The organism is Dermacoccus sp. BD5 (assembly GCF_044878485.1).
GTDB classification, from domain to species: Bacteria; Actinomycetota; Actinomycetes; order Actinomycetales; family Dermatophilaceae; genus Dermacoccus; species Dermacoccus nishinomiyaensis.
Genome location: NZ_JANJER010000016.1, coordinates 19,488 through 35,365, shown reverse-complemented (window position 1 = coordinate 35,365; position 15,878 = coordinate 19,488). Strand labels below are relative to the sequence as shown.

At 68.9% G+C, this 15,878-nt stretch carries 14 protein-coding genes and 1 pseudogene; 10 read left to right on the top strand and 5 right to left on the bottom strand.

The features are described from left to right. Window positions 1–2 precede the first annotated feature (2 nt). Window positions 3–1,265, bottom strand: coding sequence for an alpha/beta hydrolase (locus NQ706_RS11605; protein ID WP_235181983.1), 1,263 nt, complete (start codon window positions 1,263–1,265; stop codon window positions 3–5). 167 nt (window positions 1,266–1,432) lie between these two features. On the opposite strand from NQ706_RS11605, the gene NQ706_RS11600 reads away from it, so the two are divergent. Further along, the gene (locus NQ706_RS11600; protein ID WP_038566419.1) at window positions 1,433–1,852 is read left to right on the top strand and encodes an NUDIX domain-containing protein; all 420 of its coding nucleotides are present in this window, start codon (window positions 1,433–1,435) and stop codon (window positions 1,850–1,852) included. A 283-nt stretch (window positions 1,853–2,135) separates the two neighbouring features. Here NQ706_RS11600 and NQ706_RS11595 read toward each other — a convergent pair whose 3' ends face one another. Then, window positions 2,136–2,669, bottom strand: a complete 534-nt coding sequence (locus NQ706_RS11595) for a type 1 glutamine amidotransferase domain-containing protein (protein ID WP_062258037.1) — start codon at window positions 2,667–2,669, stop codon at window positions 2,136–2,138. Window positions 2,670–2,968: 299 nt separating this feature from the next. Here NQ706_RS11595 and NQ706_RS11590 point away from each other — a divergent pair, with 299 nt between their 5' ends. The 4 genes from NQ706_RS11590 (at window position 2,969) to NQ706_RS11575 (ending at window position 7,332) form a co-directional block, all read left to right on the top strand. After that, complete coding sequence (locus NQ706_RS11590; RefSeq protein ID WP_051805465.1) at window positions 2,969–3,460, top strand: hypothetical protein; 492 nt, start codon at window positions 2,969–2,971, stop codon at window positions 3,458–3,460. Window positions 3,461–3,592: 132 nt separating this feature from the next. Next, complete coding sequence (locus NQ706_RS11585; RefSeq protein ID WP_038566422.1) at window positions 3,593–4,567, top strand: NAD(P)-dependent oxidoreductase; 975 nt, start codon at window positions 3,593–3,595, stop codon at window positions 4,565–4,567. A 179-nt stretch (window positions 4,568–4,746) separates the two neighbouring features. Further along, complete coding sequence (locus NQ706_RS11580; protein ID WP_235181984.1) at window positions 4,747–6,237, top strand: CoA-acylating methylmalonate-semialdehyde dehydrogenase; 1,491 nt, start codon at window positions 4,747–4,749, stop codon at window positions 6,235–6,237. Between the two features lie 276 nt (window positions 6,238–6,513). After that, window positions 6,514–7,332 (top strand): serine protease, encoded by an 819-nt coding sequence (locus NQ706_RS11575; RefSeq protein WP_051805466.1) that lies wholly within the window; start codon window positions 6,514–6,516, stop codon window positions 7,330–7,332. A 79-nt stretch (window positions 7,333–7,411) separates the two neighbouring features. On the opposite strand, the gene NQ706_RS11570 is transcribed toward NQ706_RS11575, so the two are convergent. Further along, entirely contained in the window at window positions 7,412–8,005 is a 594-nt protein-coding gene (locus NQ706_RS11570; protein ID WP_038570010.1) for a pentapeptide repeat-containing protein, read from the bottom strand. A gap of 142 nt (window positions 8,006–8,147) precedes the next feature. Here NQ706_RS11570 and NQ706_RS11565 point away from each other — a divergent pair, with 142 nt between their 5' ends. Further along, the gene (locus NQ706_RS11565; protein WP_038566425.1) at window positions 8,148–9,041 is read left to right on the top strand and encodes an ATP-binding cassette domain-containing protein; all 894 of its coding nucleotides are present in this window, start codon (window positions 8,148–8,150) and stop codon (window positions 9,039–9,041) included. Continuing rightward, window positions 9,038–9,982, top strand: coding sequence for an ABC transporter permease subunit (locus tag NQ706_RS11560; RefSeq protein ID WP_051805472.1), 945 nt, complete (start codon window positions 9,038–9,040; stop codon window positions 9,980–9,982). Before NQ706_RS11565 ends, NQ706_RS11560 begins: the two co-directional genes overlap by 4 nt. Window positions 9,983–10,181: 199 nt before the next feature. On the opposite strand, the gene NQ706_RS11555 is transcribed toward NQ706_RS11560, so the two are convergent. Next, window positions 10,182–11,324: a threonine/serine dehydratase gene (locus NQ706_RS11555; RefSeq protein WP_235181985.1), complete on the bottom strand. Its 1,143-nt coding sequence runs from the start codon at window positions 11,322–11,324 to the stop codon at window positions 10,182–10,184. Between the two features lie 89 nt (window positions 11,325–11,413). Between NQ706_RS11555 and NQ706_RS11550 the strand changes: the two are divergent. Then, window positions 11,414–12,307: pseudogene (locus NQ706_RS11550) on the top strand (LysR family transcriptional regulator). A 129-nt stretch (window positions 12,308–12,436) separates the two neighbouring features. Here NQ706_RS11550 and NQ706_RS11545 read toward each other — a convergent pair. After that, window positions 12,437–12,712, bottom strand: coding sequence for a VOC family protein (locus NQ706_RS11545; protein WP_200874229.1), 276 nt, complete (start codon window positions 12,710–12,712; stop codon window positions 12,437–12,439). 368 nt (window positions 12,713–13,080) lie between these two features. Between NQ706_RS11545 and ahpC the strand changes: the two genes are divergently transcribed. Together ahpC and ahpF are read left to right on the top strand one after the other, a co-directional pair. Next, entirely contained in the window at window positions 13,081–13,644 is a 564-nt protein-coding gene (gene ahpC / locus NQ706_RS11540) for an alkyl hydroperoxide reductase subunit C (protein WP_038570018.1), read from the top strand. A gap of 383 nt (window positions 13,645–14,027) precedes the next feature. Next, window positions 14,028–15,578 carry an alkyl hydroperoxide reductase subunit F gene (ahpF, locus tag NQ706_RS11535; RefSeq protein WP_038566431.1) on the top strand — a complete coding sequence of 517 codons (1,551 nt, stop codon included), beginning with the start codon at window positions 14,028–14,030 and terminating at the stop codon, window positions 15,576–15,578. The last annotated feature ends 300 nt before the right edge of the window (window positions 15,579–15,878 follow it).

Genomic DNA, 15,878 nt, shown 5'->3' with positions numbered 1-15,878 from the left:
CGTCAGCGCACGTGGAGGGCCATGCGGAGAGTGCCGACGGCCTCGGCCATGCAGCGTCGCCCGAGGTCCGTCGCGAGGATGTTGATGAACGGGTGCACGGCGTCGGTGTGCACGCGCAACGTCGTCGCCACACCTGCGTCGGAGAGCTTGCGCGCGTAGGCGATTCCCTCGTCACGCAACGGATCGAATCCCGCGACGGCGACGTACGCCGGTGCCAGCCCGCGCTCCGCGAGCTGCTGCAGATCATCGGCCAACAGCGGTGAGACGCGCGGGTCGCGGCGCATCGCATCGACGTCGTCCGGCAGCGTTCCGCCTCCGAGGTAGTTCGCCTCGTACCAATCCATGTTGGCGCGCGTGAGGAAGTAGCCCTCGCTGAACAGTTCGTAGCTGCGCGAGCGCGGCAGCGTCAGGTCGGTGACGGGTACGAACAGCATCTGCCACGCAGGTTGCGGTCCGCCGACACGGGCGCATTCCTGCGCGACGACGGCTGCGAGGTTGCCGCCGGCCGAATCGCCTCCCACCGCAATGCGATTCGGGTCGATGCCGAGTGCGTCAGCATGTGCATGCGCCCAGCGAAACGCCGCGACGGCGTCGTCGACGGCAGCGGGGAACACATGTTCAGGAGCGAGGCGGTAGTCGACGTTGAGCACCGCCACCTCGCCGCCCGCGCACAACGCCCGAGCGACGGCGTCGTGCGTGTGATGCGATCCCAACACCCACCCGCCGCCGTGGAAGTACACCAGCAGCGGCAGCGGGTCTGCGCGAGGCTCGCGGTTGTCGACGTTCGGGGCGTCCGTGCGAGCAGCGACCGCCGCGCCGGCCTCCTCCGCGCCGGCTTCCGAGGTGCCGACTTCTCCCGCATCGGGGTCGACGACGCGCGCATGCTTGCCCACCACCGTCACGGGCGAGGGGTGCGGGCGGTACAGGCGGGCGGGGATGTCTCCCGCGCCGTACGACGAGCCGTCGAGGACGACATCTTCGACGTTCGCAACGTCAGCGAGTTCACCTGCGAAGAGCCACGATTCGGCTGCGAGAGCGTGACGGGCGTCAGCGACCGAGCGCTCGTCGAGCTCTTTGCCTCCGATGCGTCCGAGCACCTTCAACCCGACGGTGATGTCGGGGTCGAGCGCCCCACCGTCGACGATGTGCGGTTGGCCTGCGGCACGATGACGAACGGCTCGCGGCAGCGCGAGCAACGCTTCGAACGCGCGTCGCTGCGCACGATCAGCGACCGACGGGAGGAAAGGGGCATTGCCGGGAGTCACGTCTTCACTATGCCGCCTCGCGTCGACGCTGCGGGTCATAGGAATCTGTGTTCATGCGAATCGAAGCGCCGGTGGATCGCGCCGCCCCCGTGCCGCTGTCCGTGGGCTGGCGGTGAATTCGGTCGAGCCCCGGAACGTCACGGGGCTCAACATTTAGGGTTGGAAGAATGGTGGCGGAGAAGCTCATTCGGGTCGCTGCGGTCGTCTTTCGGAACGCCGAAGGTCACGTGCTGACGGTCCGCAAGCGCGGCACGCAGCGGTTCATGCTGCCCGGCGGCAAGCTCGAGGACGGAGAAACGTTCGCTCAGACGGCGTCGCGGGAGGTTGAGGAGGAGCTGGGGCTCGTGGTCTCGGCGGCCGAGCTCGAGCCGCTCGGCGAGTTCCGCTCCGACGCGGCGAACGAACCAGGTTTCGCCCTCGAGTCCCACGTGTTCACCTACCCCGGAGAGCTGACGCAGACGCCGCGCGTCGCCGCCGAGATCGAGGAGCTGCGGTGGTTCACGGAGGCACAGTTGCGCGAGCCGGAGGGCGACGTCCTGCTCGCTCCGATGCTCGAGTTCAACGCCGTCCCTGCGATCTTCGGCTGACGCCTCCTGCGCGTCCCTGCGTCTCAGACGCCCGCTGACGTGCGGGGGTGGCGAGGCCGGCGTCCAACGTGGGGAGGCTGATGGGCGCCGAGCCGAGGACGAATGTGACTGAAGACCGCCGATGTGGACGAAACTCGCCGTTGGGGCAGCGCTGGACATGCAAACGCCCCGGCAGTCGGCAGCGTGAGCAGATCCGACGAACCGGGGCGTCGCATGAGGGGTGAACCTCAGCCAGGAACCCACTGGCGACAAGCCTCACGAGGAGGCGTTGTCGAGGCCAACCTCAGACGGAGGCCTTCTCGACCGCGTCGAGGAGCGCCTTGTCGAAGGCGGGCAGGTCGTCGGGGTTACGGCTCGTGATGAGGTTCGCGTCGATGACGACCTCTTCGTCGACCCATTCGCCGCCGGCGTTGCGGATGTCCGTCTGGAGGCTCGGGAACGACGCGACGCGCTTGCCGCGCACGACGTCGGCCTCGATGAGCATCCACGGAGCGTGGCAGATGGCCGCGAGGGGCTTGCCGCCCGTGACGAACTGGCGGACGAAGTCGACGGCTTCCGGCACGGCGCGCAGGTTGTCGGGGTTGGCGACGCCACCGGGCAGCACGAGCGCGGCGTAGTCGTTGATGTCGGCGTCCGACAGCTCGACGTCGACCTTCTGCGTGCCCGACTTCTCGAGGTGGTCGAACAGGTCCACCTCGCCCGACTCGGGCGAGATGAGGACGGGCGTGTGGCCCGCGTCGGCGACGGCCTTCCAGGGGTCGGTCAGCTCGACGCTTTCGATGCCTTCAGAACTGGTGAGGAATGCAATCTTTGCCATGTGTTCCAAGATAATTCGCACGGCAGCGGCACGCAACGCCCGACGGGGTGGACGCGTTGGAACCTCCAGACCGGCCGCGCGGTCGCGTAGTGGCCGCACCGTCTCGACGATGACGGCGACGTCCACATCGCCGGTATGAGTTGCCGGACGCCGTACTTGACGTCCGACGACGGGAGCTCGATGCCGCATTCATCCCTCGGCGGCCTCGTATCTCTCTGGTGTCGACGCAGACGCCTCGTGGGCCGTCGTCCGGAGTGTCGACGCGACGGCCGGCACGGCGGGTGCGCCACAATGACCCCATGGACGACGAGAGCCCCGAAGCCGCGTATCGCCTCCTCCACGAGCGGGTGACGGGCGGGTCACCCGAGGCCGGTGGTTCGTCGATCAGCGCCGCGCAGTACGACGCGGCGCGCAGCGCGTATCTCGAGGAGCGGGGCATCGTCGCCCGCGTCGGTGTGGCGGTGTGGCCGCCGACGTCGCAGACGATCCGTCAGCGCCTCGGCGGCGGGTCGTGGGCGCGCGCCGCCGAGGCGCTCGGGCTGACGGCGAACGCCGGACGCTCGCGCGGCGCCGGCTCCTTCTCCGACGACGACTACCGCGCGGCCGTCGCCGCCTTCCTCGCCGCTGCAGCCGACGACGGCCGCCCCGACGTCGCGTCCACCTCCTTCACCGCCTACGGCGCGTGGGTGAAGAGCGAATCCGACGCGAGCCGCACGGCGCCCAGTGGCGCTGCGATGCGTCAGCACTTCGGGTCGTGGGACGCGGCGAAGGGCGCCGTCGCGCGCGGGTGAGTCGCGCGGGTGAGGAGACCGCACCGGGTGGGCCCCGATCCACTGGTCGTGTGATGCAGGTCATAGAGTGGCGAGCATCGTCGTTCACGCCCACCCATGGCGTGTGCGCACCCACGACCCCAGGGGAGCATCATGACCACCGTCGCGTTCATCGGCCTCGGAAACATGGGCCTGCCCATGGCGAAGAACCTCATCGCGGCAGGTTTCACCGTCCGCGGCCACGACGTCGTCGATGCCTGCCGCGCGGTTGCCGCCGACGCGGGCGTCGAGCTGGCCGGCAGCGCGCCGGAGGCCATGGAAGGCGCCGACGCCGTCATCACGATGCTGCCCAAGGGCGAGCACGTGCGCGCCGTCTACTTCGGAGCTGCTCAGGCGGCCGACGGCTCCCAACCCTCGAACGACGACGGCATCCTCGCCCATGCGACGCCCGAGCAGATGCTCATCGACTCCTCGACCGTCGACATCGCGACCTGCCAGGCCGTGCACGACGCGGCCGCCGCGAAGGGCCTGCACTTCGTCGACGCGCCCGTCAGCGGCGGAATCTCCGGCGCCGAGGCCGGCTCGCTCACGTTCATGGTCGGCGGTGCGGACGCCGACGTCGAACGTGCGCGCCGGCTCATCGAGCCCATGTGCGGCAACTTCTTCGCCACGGGCGACCCGACGACGGGTGAGGCTGCAAAGATCGTCAACAACATGATGCTGTTCGTCGCCGTGCAGGGCCTCTCGGAAGCGGCCACGCTCGCGAAGAAGCTCGGCCTCGACGCGAAGACGTTCCACCAGATCGCGAGCGTCTCCTCCGGCAACTCGTGGGCGCTGCAGACGTGGTATCCCGTGCCCGGCGTCGTCGAGACGGCCGCGGTCAACAACGAGTTCTCCGCGTCGTTCCGCGCGGATCTGGCGCTCAAGGACATCGGTCTCGCCCTCGCTGCCGCGGCCGATCACGGCCTGCACCTGCCCGCGACGGGCCTGTCCGCGCAACGCCTCGCCGAAGCCGTCGACGGTGGGGGCGGCGAGCTCGACTGCACCGTCGTCATCGCCGCCGTCGACCCTGACGCCGAAGGCCTGCCCGAGGGCTACGTCCACGGCGGCGCACGCCGCGACGCCTGACCGAGCGCCCGCGCGAGTCGCGTGGCCACGGACGACCAGCCCCGGCCCGACGCGGCACCATCGCTGGCCCCACGCGTCACCACCACCGAGCCCCACGCGGCGCTCGCACCACTGACCACCCAGAACCCCGCAGACAGCCACGAGCGCATCGCGGGACCCACGAGACGAAGGTGTGAACCATGAGTGACATCAAGCAGATCGGCCACTGGATCAACGGCGGCGAGGTCGCCGGAACCGGCCGAGAACAGGACGTGTTCAACCCCGCGACGGGTGAGGTGAGCGCTCGCGTCGCGCTCGCGAGCGTCAGCGACCTCGAGCAGGCCGTCGACGCCGCACGTGCCGCCCTGCCGGCCTGGCGCGCGACCGGGCTGACGAAGCGCGCCGCCGTCATGTTCAAGCTGCGCGAGATCGTCACGGCGAAGAGCGACGAACTTGCGCGCATCATCACGGCCGAGCACGGCAAGGTCGTCTCGGACGCCGCGGGCGAGGTCGTGCGCGGCCTCGAGAACGTCGAGTACTGCGCGGGCCTCATGCACCACCTCAAGGGCGAGTTCTCCGAGCAGGTCTCCTCGGGCGTCGACGTCCACTCGGTGCGCCAGCCCGTCGGCATCGTCGCGTGCATCACGCCGTTCAACTTCCCGGCCATGGTGCCGCTGTGGATGGTGACGACGGCGATCGCGTGCGGCAACACCGTCATCCTCAAGCCGAGCGAGCGCGACCCCTCCGCCGCGCTGTGGATCGCGCAGGCGTTCAAGGACGCAGGCCTGCCCGACGGCGTGCTCAACGTCGTCAACGGCGACAAGGAGGCCGTCGACGGCATCCTCGACCATGACGACATCAAGGCCGTCTCCTTCGTCGGGTCCACGCCGATCGCGCAGTACATCTACGAGCGCGCGTCGAAGAACGGCAAGCGCGTGCAGGCCCTCGGCGGCGCGAAGAACCACATGGTCGTCATGCCGGACGCCGACCTCGATGCCGCCGCCGACGCGGCCGTCAGCGCCGCGTACGGATCGGCGGGCGAGCGCTGCATGGCCGTGTCGGTGCTCGTCGCCGTCGGGGAGGTCGCCGACCCGCTCGTCGACAAGATCGCCGAGCGCATGGGCAAGCTCGTCATCGGTGACGGCTTCGACGAGCGCTCCGAGATGGGTCCGCTCATCACGCGCGAGGCGCGCGACCGCGTCGCCTCGTACGTCGCCGGCGCCACCGACGAGGGTGCGCGCGTCGTCGTGGATGGCCGCGAGAAGCACTTCGACGAGAGTGGCTTCTTCATCGGCACGAGCCTCGTCGACCACGTCAAGCCCGGCATGAAGGTCTATGACGAGGAGATCTTCGGCCCGGTGCTGTCGGTCGTGCGCGTCGAGACGTTCGAGGACGCCGTCGAACTCATCAACGCGAACCAGTTCGCCAACGGCGTCGCGATCTTCACGCGTGACGGCAAGAGCGCCCGCGAGTTCGAGTTCGCCATCGAGGTCGGCATGGTCGGCGTCAACGTGCCGATCCCGGTGCCCGTCGGCTCGTTCAGCTTCGGCGGCTGGAAGAAGTCGCTGTTCGGCGACACCCACATGTACGGCGCGGAGGCGTTCAACTTCTACACGCGCCGCAAGGTCGTCACGACGCGCTGGCCCGACCCGACGCAGAGCCAGGTCGACCTCGGGTTCCCGACGAACTGACGATCGATGCCACGAGGCCGGGTGCAGGTCGCGTGTTTCACGTGAAACATGCAAGACGCACCCGGCTTTCTCGTGCGCCACACCGACGCGCCACTCTCCTTAGTGCAAGCACCGTCTTGCGTGCGGGTCGTGACCAGAGCGTCTGACTGGCCACCTTTTGAACACGTTGCAGATGTACTGCGTCGATCCTCCATGAGGGAAGCTGGGTAACGCTGCCTGCCGCCACGCCGATGATTTAGACGGTACGAAGCATGCCCGCGCCGTCGAGGAGGTGTCATGGGTCAGCTGCTCCACCCCACCGGCGCGCGCCGGGCGCTCGCCGCCGCCGGGTGCATCGGCACCCTCGTCTTCACCGCCGCACCGACGGCCGACGGGGGCCGCACCCTTCAGGCGGCCGGTGCCAACCCGACGTCCCGAACCGGGGTGCTCATCGAACCCTCCGACGGTGGGGACGAAGCGCATTTCTGCACCGCCTCGGTCGTCCACAGTGAGAGCAAGGACGTCATCATGACGGCCGCGCACTGCCTCGGCGGCAAGTCCGACGACCTCGTCTTCGTCCCGCAGTACTCGGGTGGGGCGCGTCCGCTGGGCACGTGGAAGGTGAAGGCCGCGTTCCTCGACTCCGCATGGATGAAGGATCAGGATCCCGACGCCGACGTCGCGTTCTTGAGCATCGAGACGCACGGCAGCGGCAAGAACGTCCAGCACATCGAGGACGCCACGGGCGCCTACGAGCTGGAGGTCGGGCGCTCCCGCGCGGCCGGCACGCCAGTCTCCGTCCAGTCGTACAACAACGACTCCGACATGCCGATCGTCTGCCAGACCACCGTTCTTGACGATGACAACGACCCCGTCTTCCACTGCGACGGGTACTCGACGGGCAGCAGCGGCTCGCCGTGGGTCACGACCGTGACGAGCAAGGGGCACAGCGAGCAGCAGGTCATCGGCGTCATCGGCGGTCATCATCAAGGCGGCTGCTACACGCACACGTCCTACAGCCCGACGTTCGACTCGCGCGATCTCGTGCTGCTCGCCCGCGCCGACGCCGGTGGTGCCGGCGACACGGCCCCCACGCCCGGCGACGACGGCTGCTGACACGACGCGTCTCACCACGGCCTGCTCGCCTGGCAACCCGCTGATCGCGCATCCTCCGAGACGCGCGGGCTGATGCCCGTCACCCGATGACGATGCCCTGCGCCGCTGCGACGGCGAGCGCCGCGTCGACGTCCATGCGGGTCTGCGCGAAGCGTGCCTGGGCGAGATCGATGCCGTCGACGCGGGCGCCGCGCAGGTCGGCGTCCCGTAGGTCGGCCCCGCGCAGGTTGGCGCCGCTGAGGTCGGCGTCGGCGAAGACCGTTCTGCGCAGGGACGATTCGCTGAGGTCGGCGTCGCTGAGGCGGGCGCCGGTGAAGTCGAGGCCGTCGAGTTTCTGCTGACGCATCGTCACCATCGCCCACTGCCCGCTGACCATCGTCGTGTGGCGCCACCCGCAGTCGGCGAACGTCGAACCGGTCATCTTGCAGCCGTCGAGCGTCGTCATCGCGAACGAGCAACCGCTCAGTGTGGCGCCGGTGAACGCGACCCGCTCGAGTGTGGTGTCGTTGAAGCGGCAGTCGAACAGGGCGCATCCTTCGAACGTCACGTCGACGAGGTCCTTCTCCGTGAAGTCGCACGCCGTGAACCGACAGTCGACGAAGCGGGCCCCGTCGAGGTCGCGCTCGTAGAAGTCGATCCCGACGAACCGCTCGCCGCGCGTCGTGTCACTCATGCGCCCATGCTCGCATCGCGCGCCGCGCATCCATCGCAAGGATGACGCAGGCTCCGTCGCGCGGATGAATCCTCGGTGCCGGGAGGATGAGATGACACGCCGATGCGGCCTGACGCGGCGTGAGCCTCCTAGGGTTGAGACCATGATCACAGTGGAGGGGTTGACCAAGGTCTACGGGAACACCGTGTCGGTCGACAACGTCAGCTTTCAGGCCAAGCCGGGTCGCGTGACCGGCTTCCTCGGCCCGAACGGCGCTGGCAAGTCGACGTGCATGCGGATGATGACGGGGCTGACACCGCCGACGCGGGGTCACGCCACCATCCTCGGCAAGGACTACAGCAAGCTCGATAACCCGGGCCGCCACGTCGGCGTCCTGCTCGACGCGAGCGCGCAGCACGTCGGACGCACCGGACACGAGGTGCTGACGATCGGCGCGAAGACGATGGGGCTGCCCGCCGACCGAGTCACCGAGATCCTCGACGTCGTCGGCCTGACGCCTGCGGAGGCGAAGCGACGCGTCGGCGACTACTCGCTCGGCATGCGTCAGCGCCTCGGCATCGGGCACGCGCTGCTCGGCGACCCGGACGTGCTCATCCTCGACGAGCCCGCGAACGGTCTCGACCCGGCCGGCATCCGCTGGATGCGCGGGCTGTTGCGCTCGTACGCGGAGCGCGGCGGAACCGTGCTGCTGTCGAGCCACCTGCTGCACGAGGTCGAGCAGGTCGCCGACGACCTCGTCATGATCGGACGCGGACGCATCGTGCGTCAGGGCTCGAAGCAGGAGCTGCTGCGCGGTGCGGGCACGAACGCCGCGAGCACCGACGACGCCGCCCTCGCCTCCGCCCTGCAGGCCGCCGGAATCCCGGTGCAGCGCACCCAGACCGGCATCCACACGCCCGCCGAACCCATCGACGTCGGCCGCGTGGCCGCGCAGCACGGCATCGTGCTCGTCCAGCTCGGCGCCGCCGGTGGTGCGGGCCTCGAAGAGATGTTCCTCAACCTCACCGCCGCCGACTCCCGGGAGGTCGCACGATGAGCACACCGATCAACCCCAACCAGCCGCAGCAGCGTCAGCCGCAGGGCGCGCCGTCGGGACCGCCGCAGCCGCAGGGCGCGCCGACAGGGCGCCCCGGCATGCAGCCGCTGTATGCGGGCGGCCCGGGCGGTGGTGTGCTGGATTCGGCCGCGCCGACGCACGCTCGCCTGCCCAAGCGTCTCGGTGACGCCGGCAAGTCGACGCCGATCGGCTTCGGCCAACTGCTCGCCGTCGAGCTGCGCAAGCTGACGGACACCCGCGCCGGCACGTGGCTCATGGCCATCACCGCGTTGCTCATCGTGCTCGCCTCCGCCCTGGTGGCGTACACCGAGCGCGACGGCGTGAAGTTCTTCGACCTCATCGGCGCCACCCTTATCCCGATGAACTATCTCGTGCCGATCCTCGGCATCCTCGCGGTGACGAGCGAGTGGTCACAACGCACCGGGCTCATCACGTTCACCCTCGAACCGCGACGGGGGCGCGTCGTGCTCGCGAAGCTGGCGGCGACGCTCCTCGCAGCGGTCGCGGCGACGATCGTCGCGCTGGCCGTGGCGGCCGGGCTGACGCTGCTCGTCGGCTCGCTCGGCAGCGGGGACGCCGATTGGCACATGAAGGGCACGGCCTACGCGACGTTGTTCGCCTACATGCTGCTGCAGGCGGGCATGGGCGTCGCGTTCGGTCTTCTCATCCAGAACACGCCCGGTGCGATCTGCGCGTTCCTGTTCATCCCGATCGTCGTCTCCCTGTTCAACCTGGCCGGCGAATGGGGCCAGAAGGCGGCCGAGTGGGTCAACCCGCAGCAGTCGATGGCACCCCTCATCGACGGCTCCGTGAGCGGCGACCAGTGGGGCAAGCTCGCCGTCACGCTCGCGCTGTGGCTCGTGCTGCCGATGGTGCTCGGTTTCGTCCGCCTCACCAAGCGTGAGGTCAAGTCGGCCTGACGTGCTCGACATGACGAACGGGGCCGGTTCCTTCCTGGTGAAGGAGCCGGACCCGCTCGTTCGGTTCGGTGGACGTCGGCAGTCGCGGATCAGCGGGTCGCCCACGTGGTCATAGCGCCCACCGGGCACCAGCGCCCACCGGGCACCAGTGCCCACCGGGCACCAGTGCTCGCCGCACCTGAGCGGATGCCCTCGAGCGTCAGCTCATCGCTGCAGCGAGGTGCGCCCATTCGTCAGCGCTGACGTTGCCGCCCGTCACGATGACGGCGGCGGTGCCGGAGCTTCGGGCGTTGAGGCCGGTGGTGCCGTGCTGGGTGCCCTGCCGCGCGACGAGACCGGCGAGTGCTGCAGCGCCGGCGCCCTCGGCGAGCACCCGCGCGTGACGGGCGAGAAGCGTTGCAGCGGCGTCCATCTCGTCGTCGGTGACGAGGTCGAAGCCCTGCAGGCCGAGACTGCCGGCGCCGCCTGCGTCACCGCGCATGATGCTCTGCGGCGTCTCGAAACCGTGCGCCGTCGCGAGGCCGCTGACGCGCGTCGTCGCGGGGCGGCTCTGCATGAAGCCACTCGTCCACGAGTCGTACGCGGCCGTCGCGCCGTCGGACTGCACGCCGATGATCCGCACGTGCGGCGCGATGACATCGCGCACGAGGCAGGCGCCGGCGGCCCCGGAACCGCTGCCGATCGGGATGACGACCTCCGCGATCTCCGGATGCGTCTGGAGCAGCTCGAGGTAGACCGTGGCGTGACCGTGGATCATCGCCGGTTCGTTGCCTGGATTGACGAACCGCATGCCGCTCGTCTCCGCAAGGGCGCGGGCGTGAGCGGATGCCTCGGCGAGCGTCGGGCCCTCGATGACGACGTCGGCGCCGAGGGCGCGCACCGCGTCGACCTTGACGCTCGGCGCGCACTCAGGCATGACGATGACGGCGCGCGTCCCGGCCACGCGTGCCGCGAACGCGATCGACTGCGCGTGGTTTCCCGTGGAACAGGTGACGAGACTGGCGGCACGCTCGTCGGCGTCGAGACGGCTCGCGAGCGTGAGGCCGCCACGCACCTTGAACGAGCCCGTCGGGTTCATGTTCTCGTGCTTTACGACGACATCGCGGCCCACCGCGTCACTCAGCGCCGCGTACCGCCACGTCGGTGTGGGGGCGAGGTGCGCAGCGAGGACCTCGGCGGCGAGAACGCCGTCGAAGGAGACGACCGGGGTTGCCGAGCCGGTGTCGCCGGTGGCGCCGGTGGCCGGTGCGGCGAGGGCGGGCTTGGCGGGCTGCATCTGCGGGTTCGACGCAAGGTCGTGCGGCGCGGCGGTTTCGCGGGTGGGCAGCGGCAGGATCGTCATGCCTCCAGCGTGCGGGACGGCGAATCATCCGTCCAATACATGCAATCACTCGATCGCATCGATGACGCCGATACATTGAGGGGGTGGAGATGAAACGCCTCGAAGCCCTCGTCGCGCTCGCGCGGGAAGGGACGGTGAGCGCGGCCGCGACGGCTCTGGGCTGCGGGCAACCGACGGTCTCGCACCACCTGCGCCGACTCGAAGAGGAGACCGGCGCCGTGCTCGTGCAGCACGTCGGGCGTGGGGTACGACTGACGCCCGACGGCGCCCGTCTGGCGGCGCGCGGCGAGGAGATCCTCGGCCTGTTGCGGCGCGCGGAGGCGGAACTCGACACCATGACGACGCTCGCTGCCGGGCACGTGCGTCTCGCGGCCTTTCCTTCAGCGTGCAGCACGATCGTGCCGCGGCTGCTCTCGACGCTCGCCGACACAGCACCCGGCCTGACGTTCGACATCGTCGAGGTCGAACCGCCGGAAGCCGCGACGTTGCTGCGCTCGGGGCAGGTCGACGTCGCCATCACGTTCGCGTATTCCGGGCAGCACTTCGACGACGACGTCACCGTCGAACACCTCGGGTGGGACGCGTTGCACCTCGTCGAGCCGTCTCGCGGGGCGTCTGGTGTCGGGGGCGCAACAGCGCTGCGACCGGAGGAGCTGCGCCGACTGTCGAACGCCTGATGGATCGCCGGGTGTGAGCGCTGCCGCACGGGGCTGCTCGATCTGTGCGCGGCCGTCGGCGTCGAGCCCGACATCGGGTTCGCCAGCGACGACGTCGTCGCGGTGCAGGCCCTCGTCGCCGCCGGTTTCGGCGTGACGCTGCTGCCCGCCCTGGCGCTCGCGGGCCACCGCAACCCGGGCGTCGTCACGCATCCCGTCGTTGGCGCGGGGCGCGAACTGCACGTCGCGACGTACGGCGCACCGCCGCGCCCGGCCGCCGTCGAGGAGGTCGTGCAGACCCTGCTCGGCCTGTCGTGGGGCGCGTGACGGCAGATTGAGCCGTGTCTCGACGCTGCGCCGGTTGCGGAGGCGCAGGCTCGTCGGTGCTCGAGGATCATTGCCCGGAAACGCGTCGTGCCTGACGCGTTTCCGGGCGATGTTCGGGCGCGCCGGGCGTCAGGGTGGGCCGTCAAGGCCGAAGATGCCGCCGAACGGATCGACGAGCTGACAGATACTGCGTCCGCCGTCGATGACGAGCGGCCCACGGTGATGGCGTGCGCCGGCAGCGAGCAGCTCCTCGCGGTGGGTGCTGAGATTGCCCGTCGCGAAGTAGGCGACGACGCTGGCACCGAACGGGTTGCGCTCGTCGTCGGCGGGGTGGAAACCGATCTCGACACCGTCGACCTCGACGAACCAGAACCCCGAATCAACTTGCAGGGCAGTCGATTCCAAACGCAGGACGTGCTCGGTGTACCACCGGCATGACGTTTCCGGGTCTCGCGCAAAGATCATGACGCCCCGAAGCGGGGAGGTGTGCTCGTGGGTCGTCGTGGCCCCAGGTTGCCACGGCCGGGCGGTGAACCTGGTCGAGACCCGACCGCGCCGCCGCGAACGAATGTGACCGTAAATCGCAGATGTGTGCACCGCCGTGGGACTGAGAAACCGGAGTACGCCGAAGAGGAGCGGGTCGTTCACGCGATGTTCATGCGGCCCGCTGTTGGACATGGCGACCAGAGACGCTAATATGGAGTCATTCCAGTTAAGGAATGCTTGCGGCGGCGCCACGCTCGCCGCCGACCCCCAACGCGAAGGAGCATGACGTGTCGCTCATCAACACGACCATCAAGCCGTTCAAGGCCACCGCTTTCAAGCAGGGCGAGTTCGTCGAGGTCTCCGAGGCCGACGTCGCCGGCAAGTGGAGCATCTTCTTCTTCTACCCGGCCGACTTCACGTTTGTCTGCCCGACCGAGCTCGGCGACCTCGCCGACTACTACGACGAGCTGCAGAAGCTCGGCGTCGAGGTCTTCTCCGTCTCCACCGACACGCACTTCACGCACAAGGCGTGGCACGGCTCGTCCGAGACGATCGGCAAGATCAACTACGCGATGATCGGCGACCCGACGCTGCAGATCTCCCGCAACTTCGAGATTCTGCGTGAGGACGAGGGCCTCGCCAACCGCGGCACCTTCCTCGTCGACCCCGACGGCGTCATCCAGTTCACCGAGGTCACCTCCGAAGGCATCGGCCGCAACGCCGCCGAACTCGTCCGCAAGGTCAAGGCCGCCCAGTACATCCGCAACCACCCGGGCGAGGTCTGCCCCGCCAAGTGGGAAGAGGGCGCCGAGTCGCTGACCCCGTCGCTGGACCTCGTCGGCAAGATCTGAGTTCAGTTCTCGCAGGCTCAGCCTCCAGGCTCGCTTGATCGTCGCCAGGTCGTGGCCGTCGCCGCCTCACCGTCATCGACGGCGGGGCGGCGCCGGGCCTGGCGTGATCGCTTGAGGTCTGAAACTCGGCATGGCGGAGTTTCAGTCCGCACCGCCCCGGTTGAGGACTGAAACCCTGCAGTGCAGAGTTTTGGCCCTCAGGCCGCGGGTGGAGGGTGACGAGAACGCCCCCAAGGCTCTCGTCGCCGTCCACTCGTGACCTGCCCGCCCCGGATCGTGGGCGTGTCCTCGTCACACCGTGCTTGCACACCCTGCTTGAACACCTCGCCGCCCAGGCCAATCCGTTCTTTTCTCGTTTCCCCGCCGACACCAGGAGGCACCCCATGGCCGTTCTCGATGCCAACATGACAGCCCAGCTGCAGCAGCTGCTCGGCAACCTTCGTGAGCCGATCGTGCTGCGCGCCAGCCTCGACGACTCCGACAAGTCGAAGCAGACCGAAGAGCTCCTCAAGGAGATCGAGGCGCTGCACGACAAGGTGAGCTATGAGCGCAGCGACGACAACGAGCGTCGCCCGAGCTTCGAGATCGCTCGCGCCGGCACGGACGTCGGCGTCCACTTCGCGGGCCTGCCGATGGGGCATGAGTTCACGTCGCTCGTCCTCGCGTTGTTGCAGGTCGGCGGCCACCCCGTCAAGGTCAGTGACGAGCAGGCGCAGCAGATCCGTGACATCGAGGGCACGTTCTACTTCGAGACATACATGTCGCTGACGTGCCAGAACTGCCCCGACGTCGTGCAGGCACTCAACGCGATGAGCGTGCTCAACCCGAACATCCACCACATCGCGATCGAGGGCGGCGCGTTCCAGGACGAGATCGAGGCGCGCGACATCAAGGCCGTCCCGACCGTCTACCTCAACGGTGAGGTCTTCGGTCAGGGCCGCATGACCGTCGAAGACTTCATCAGCAAGCTCGACACCGGCGCCGACGCGAAGGCCGCGGCGAAGCTCAGCGAGAAGGAGCCGTTCGGCGTCCTCGTCATCGGTGGTGGCCCCGCGGGCGTCGCGGCCGCGATCTACACCGCACGCAAGGGCATCCGCACCGGCCTCGTCGCCGAGCGCATCGGCGGCCAGGTGCTCGACACGAACGCCATCGAGAACTTCATCTCGATGCCGTACACGGAGGGCCCCAAGCTCGCCGCCGCGCTCGAGGCGCACCTGCACGAGTACGAGATCGACGTGATGAAGGCGCAGAAGGTCGCGTCCATCACCGACGAGGACGGCCTCAAGAAGGTCGTCACCGAGACGGGCGCCGCACTGCGCGCCAAGCAGGTCATCCTCGCGACGGGTGCCCGCTGGCGTCGCATGGGCGTCCCGGGCGAGGAGGAGTACCGCAACAAGGGCGTCACCTTCTGCCCGCACTGCGACGGTCCGCTGTTCAAGGGCAAGAGCGTCGCCGTCATCGGTGGCGGCAACTCGGGCGTCGAGGCTGCGATCGACCTGGCGGGCGTCGTCGGGCACGTCACCGTCGTCGAGTTCCTCGACACGATGCGCGCCGACGACGTGCTGCAGCGCAAGCTCAAGTCGCTGCCCAACGTCGACATCATCCTGTCGGCCGCGACGAGTGAGGTCGTCGGCGACGGCAAGGGCGTCACCGGCCTGACGTACACCGACCGCGAGACCAACGAGAGCAAGAGCATCGACGTTGAGGGCGTGTTCGTCCAGATCGGCCTGCTGCCGAACACCGAGTTCCTCGACGGTGTCGTCGACCTCAACGAGCGCAAGGAGATCGTCATCTCCGACCGCGGTGCGACGTCCGACCCGGCCATCTTCGCCGCCGGCGACGTCACGACCGAGCCGTACAAGCAGATCGTCGTCGCCGAAGGCTCCGGCGCGACGGCCGCACTCGGCGCGTTCGACGCGAGCATCCGCGGCTGATCCGTCAGCGTGTTTCACGTGAAACGTCCCGGTCACCCTGAGGTGGCCGGGACGTTCTGCGTCGATGCTCCCTGACGCAGTTGCGCGGGTCGGATGCCCCATCTCGATTGCGTTGACGACGGGCACGAACCTGCGCGTCCAGGAAGTGAGGCAGCCAAGCCGGGGGCTTCCACAGGGTTCATCTGAGCCTGGGCATCCCAAACGCTGGCCGACATCATCAGGACACTGACGGCGAACGGTCGAGCCGCCGCCCGCGCGTCGATAACGAACAGGTCACGCCTGGTTGCTACCGTGTTGCGT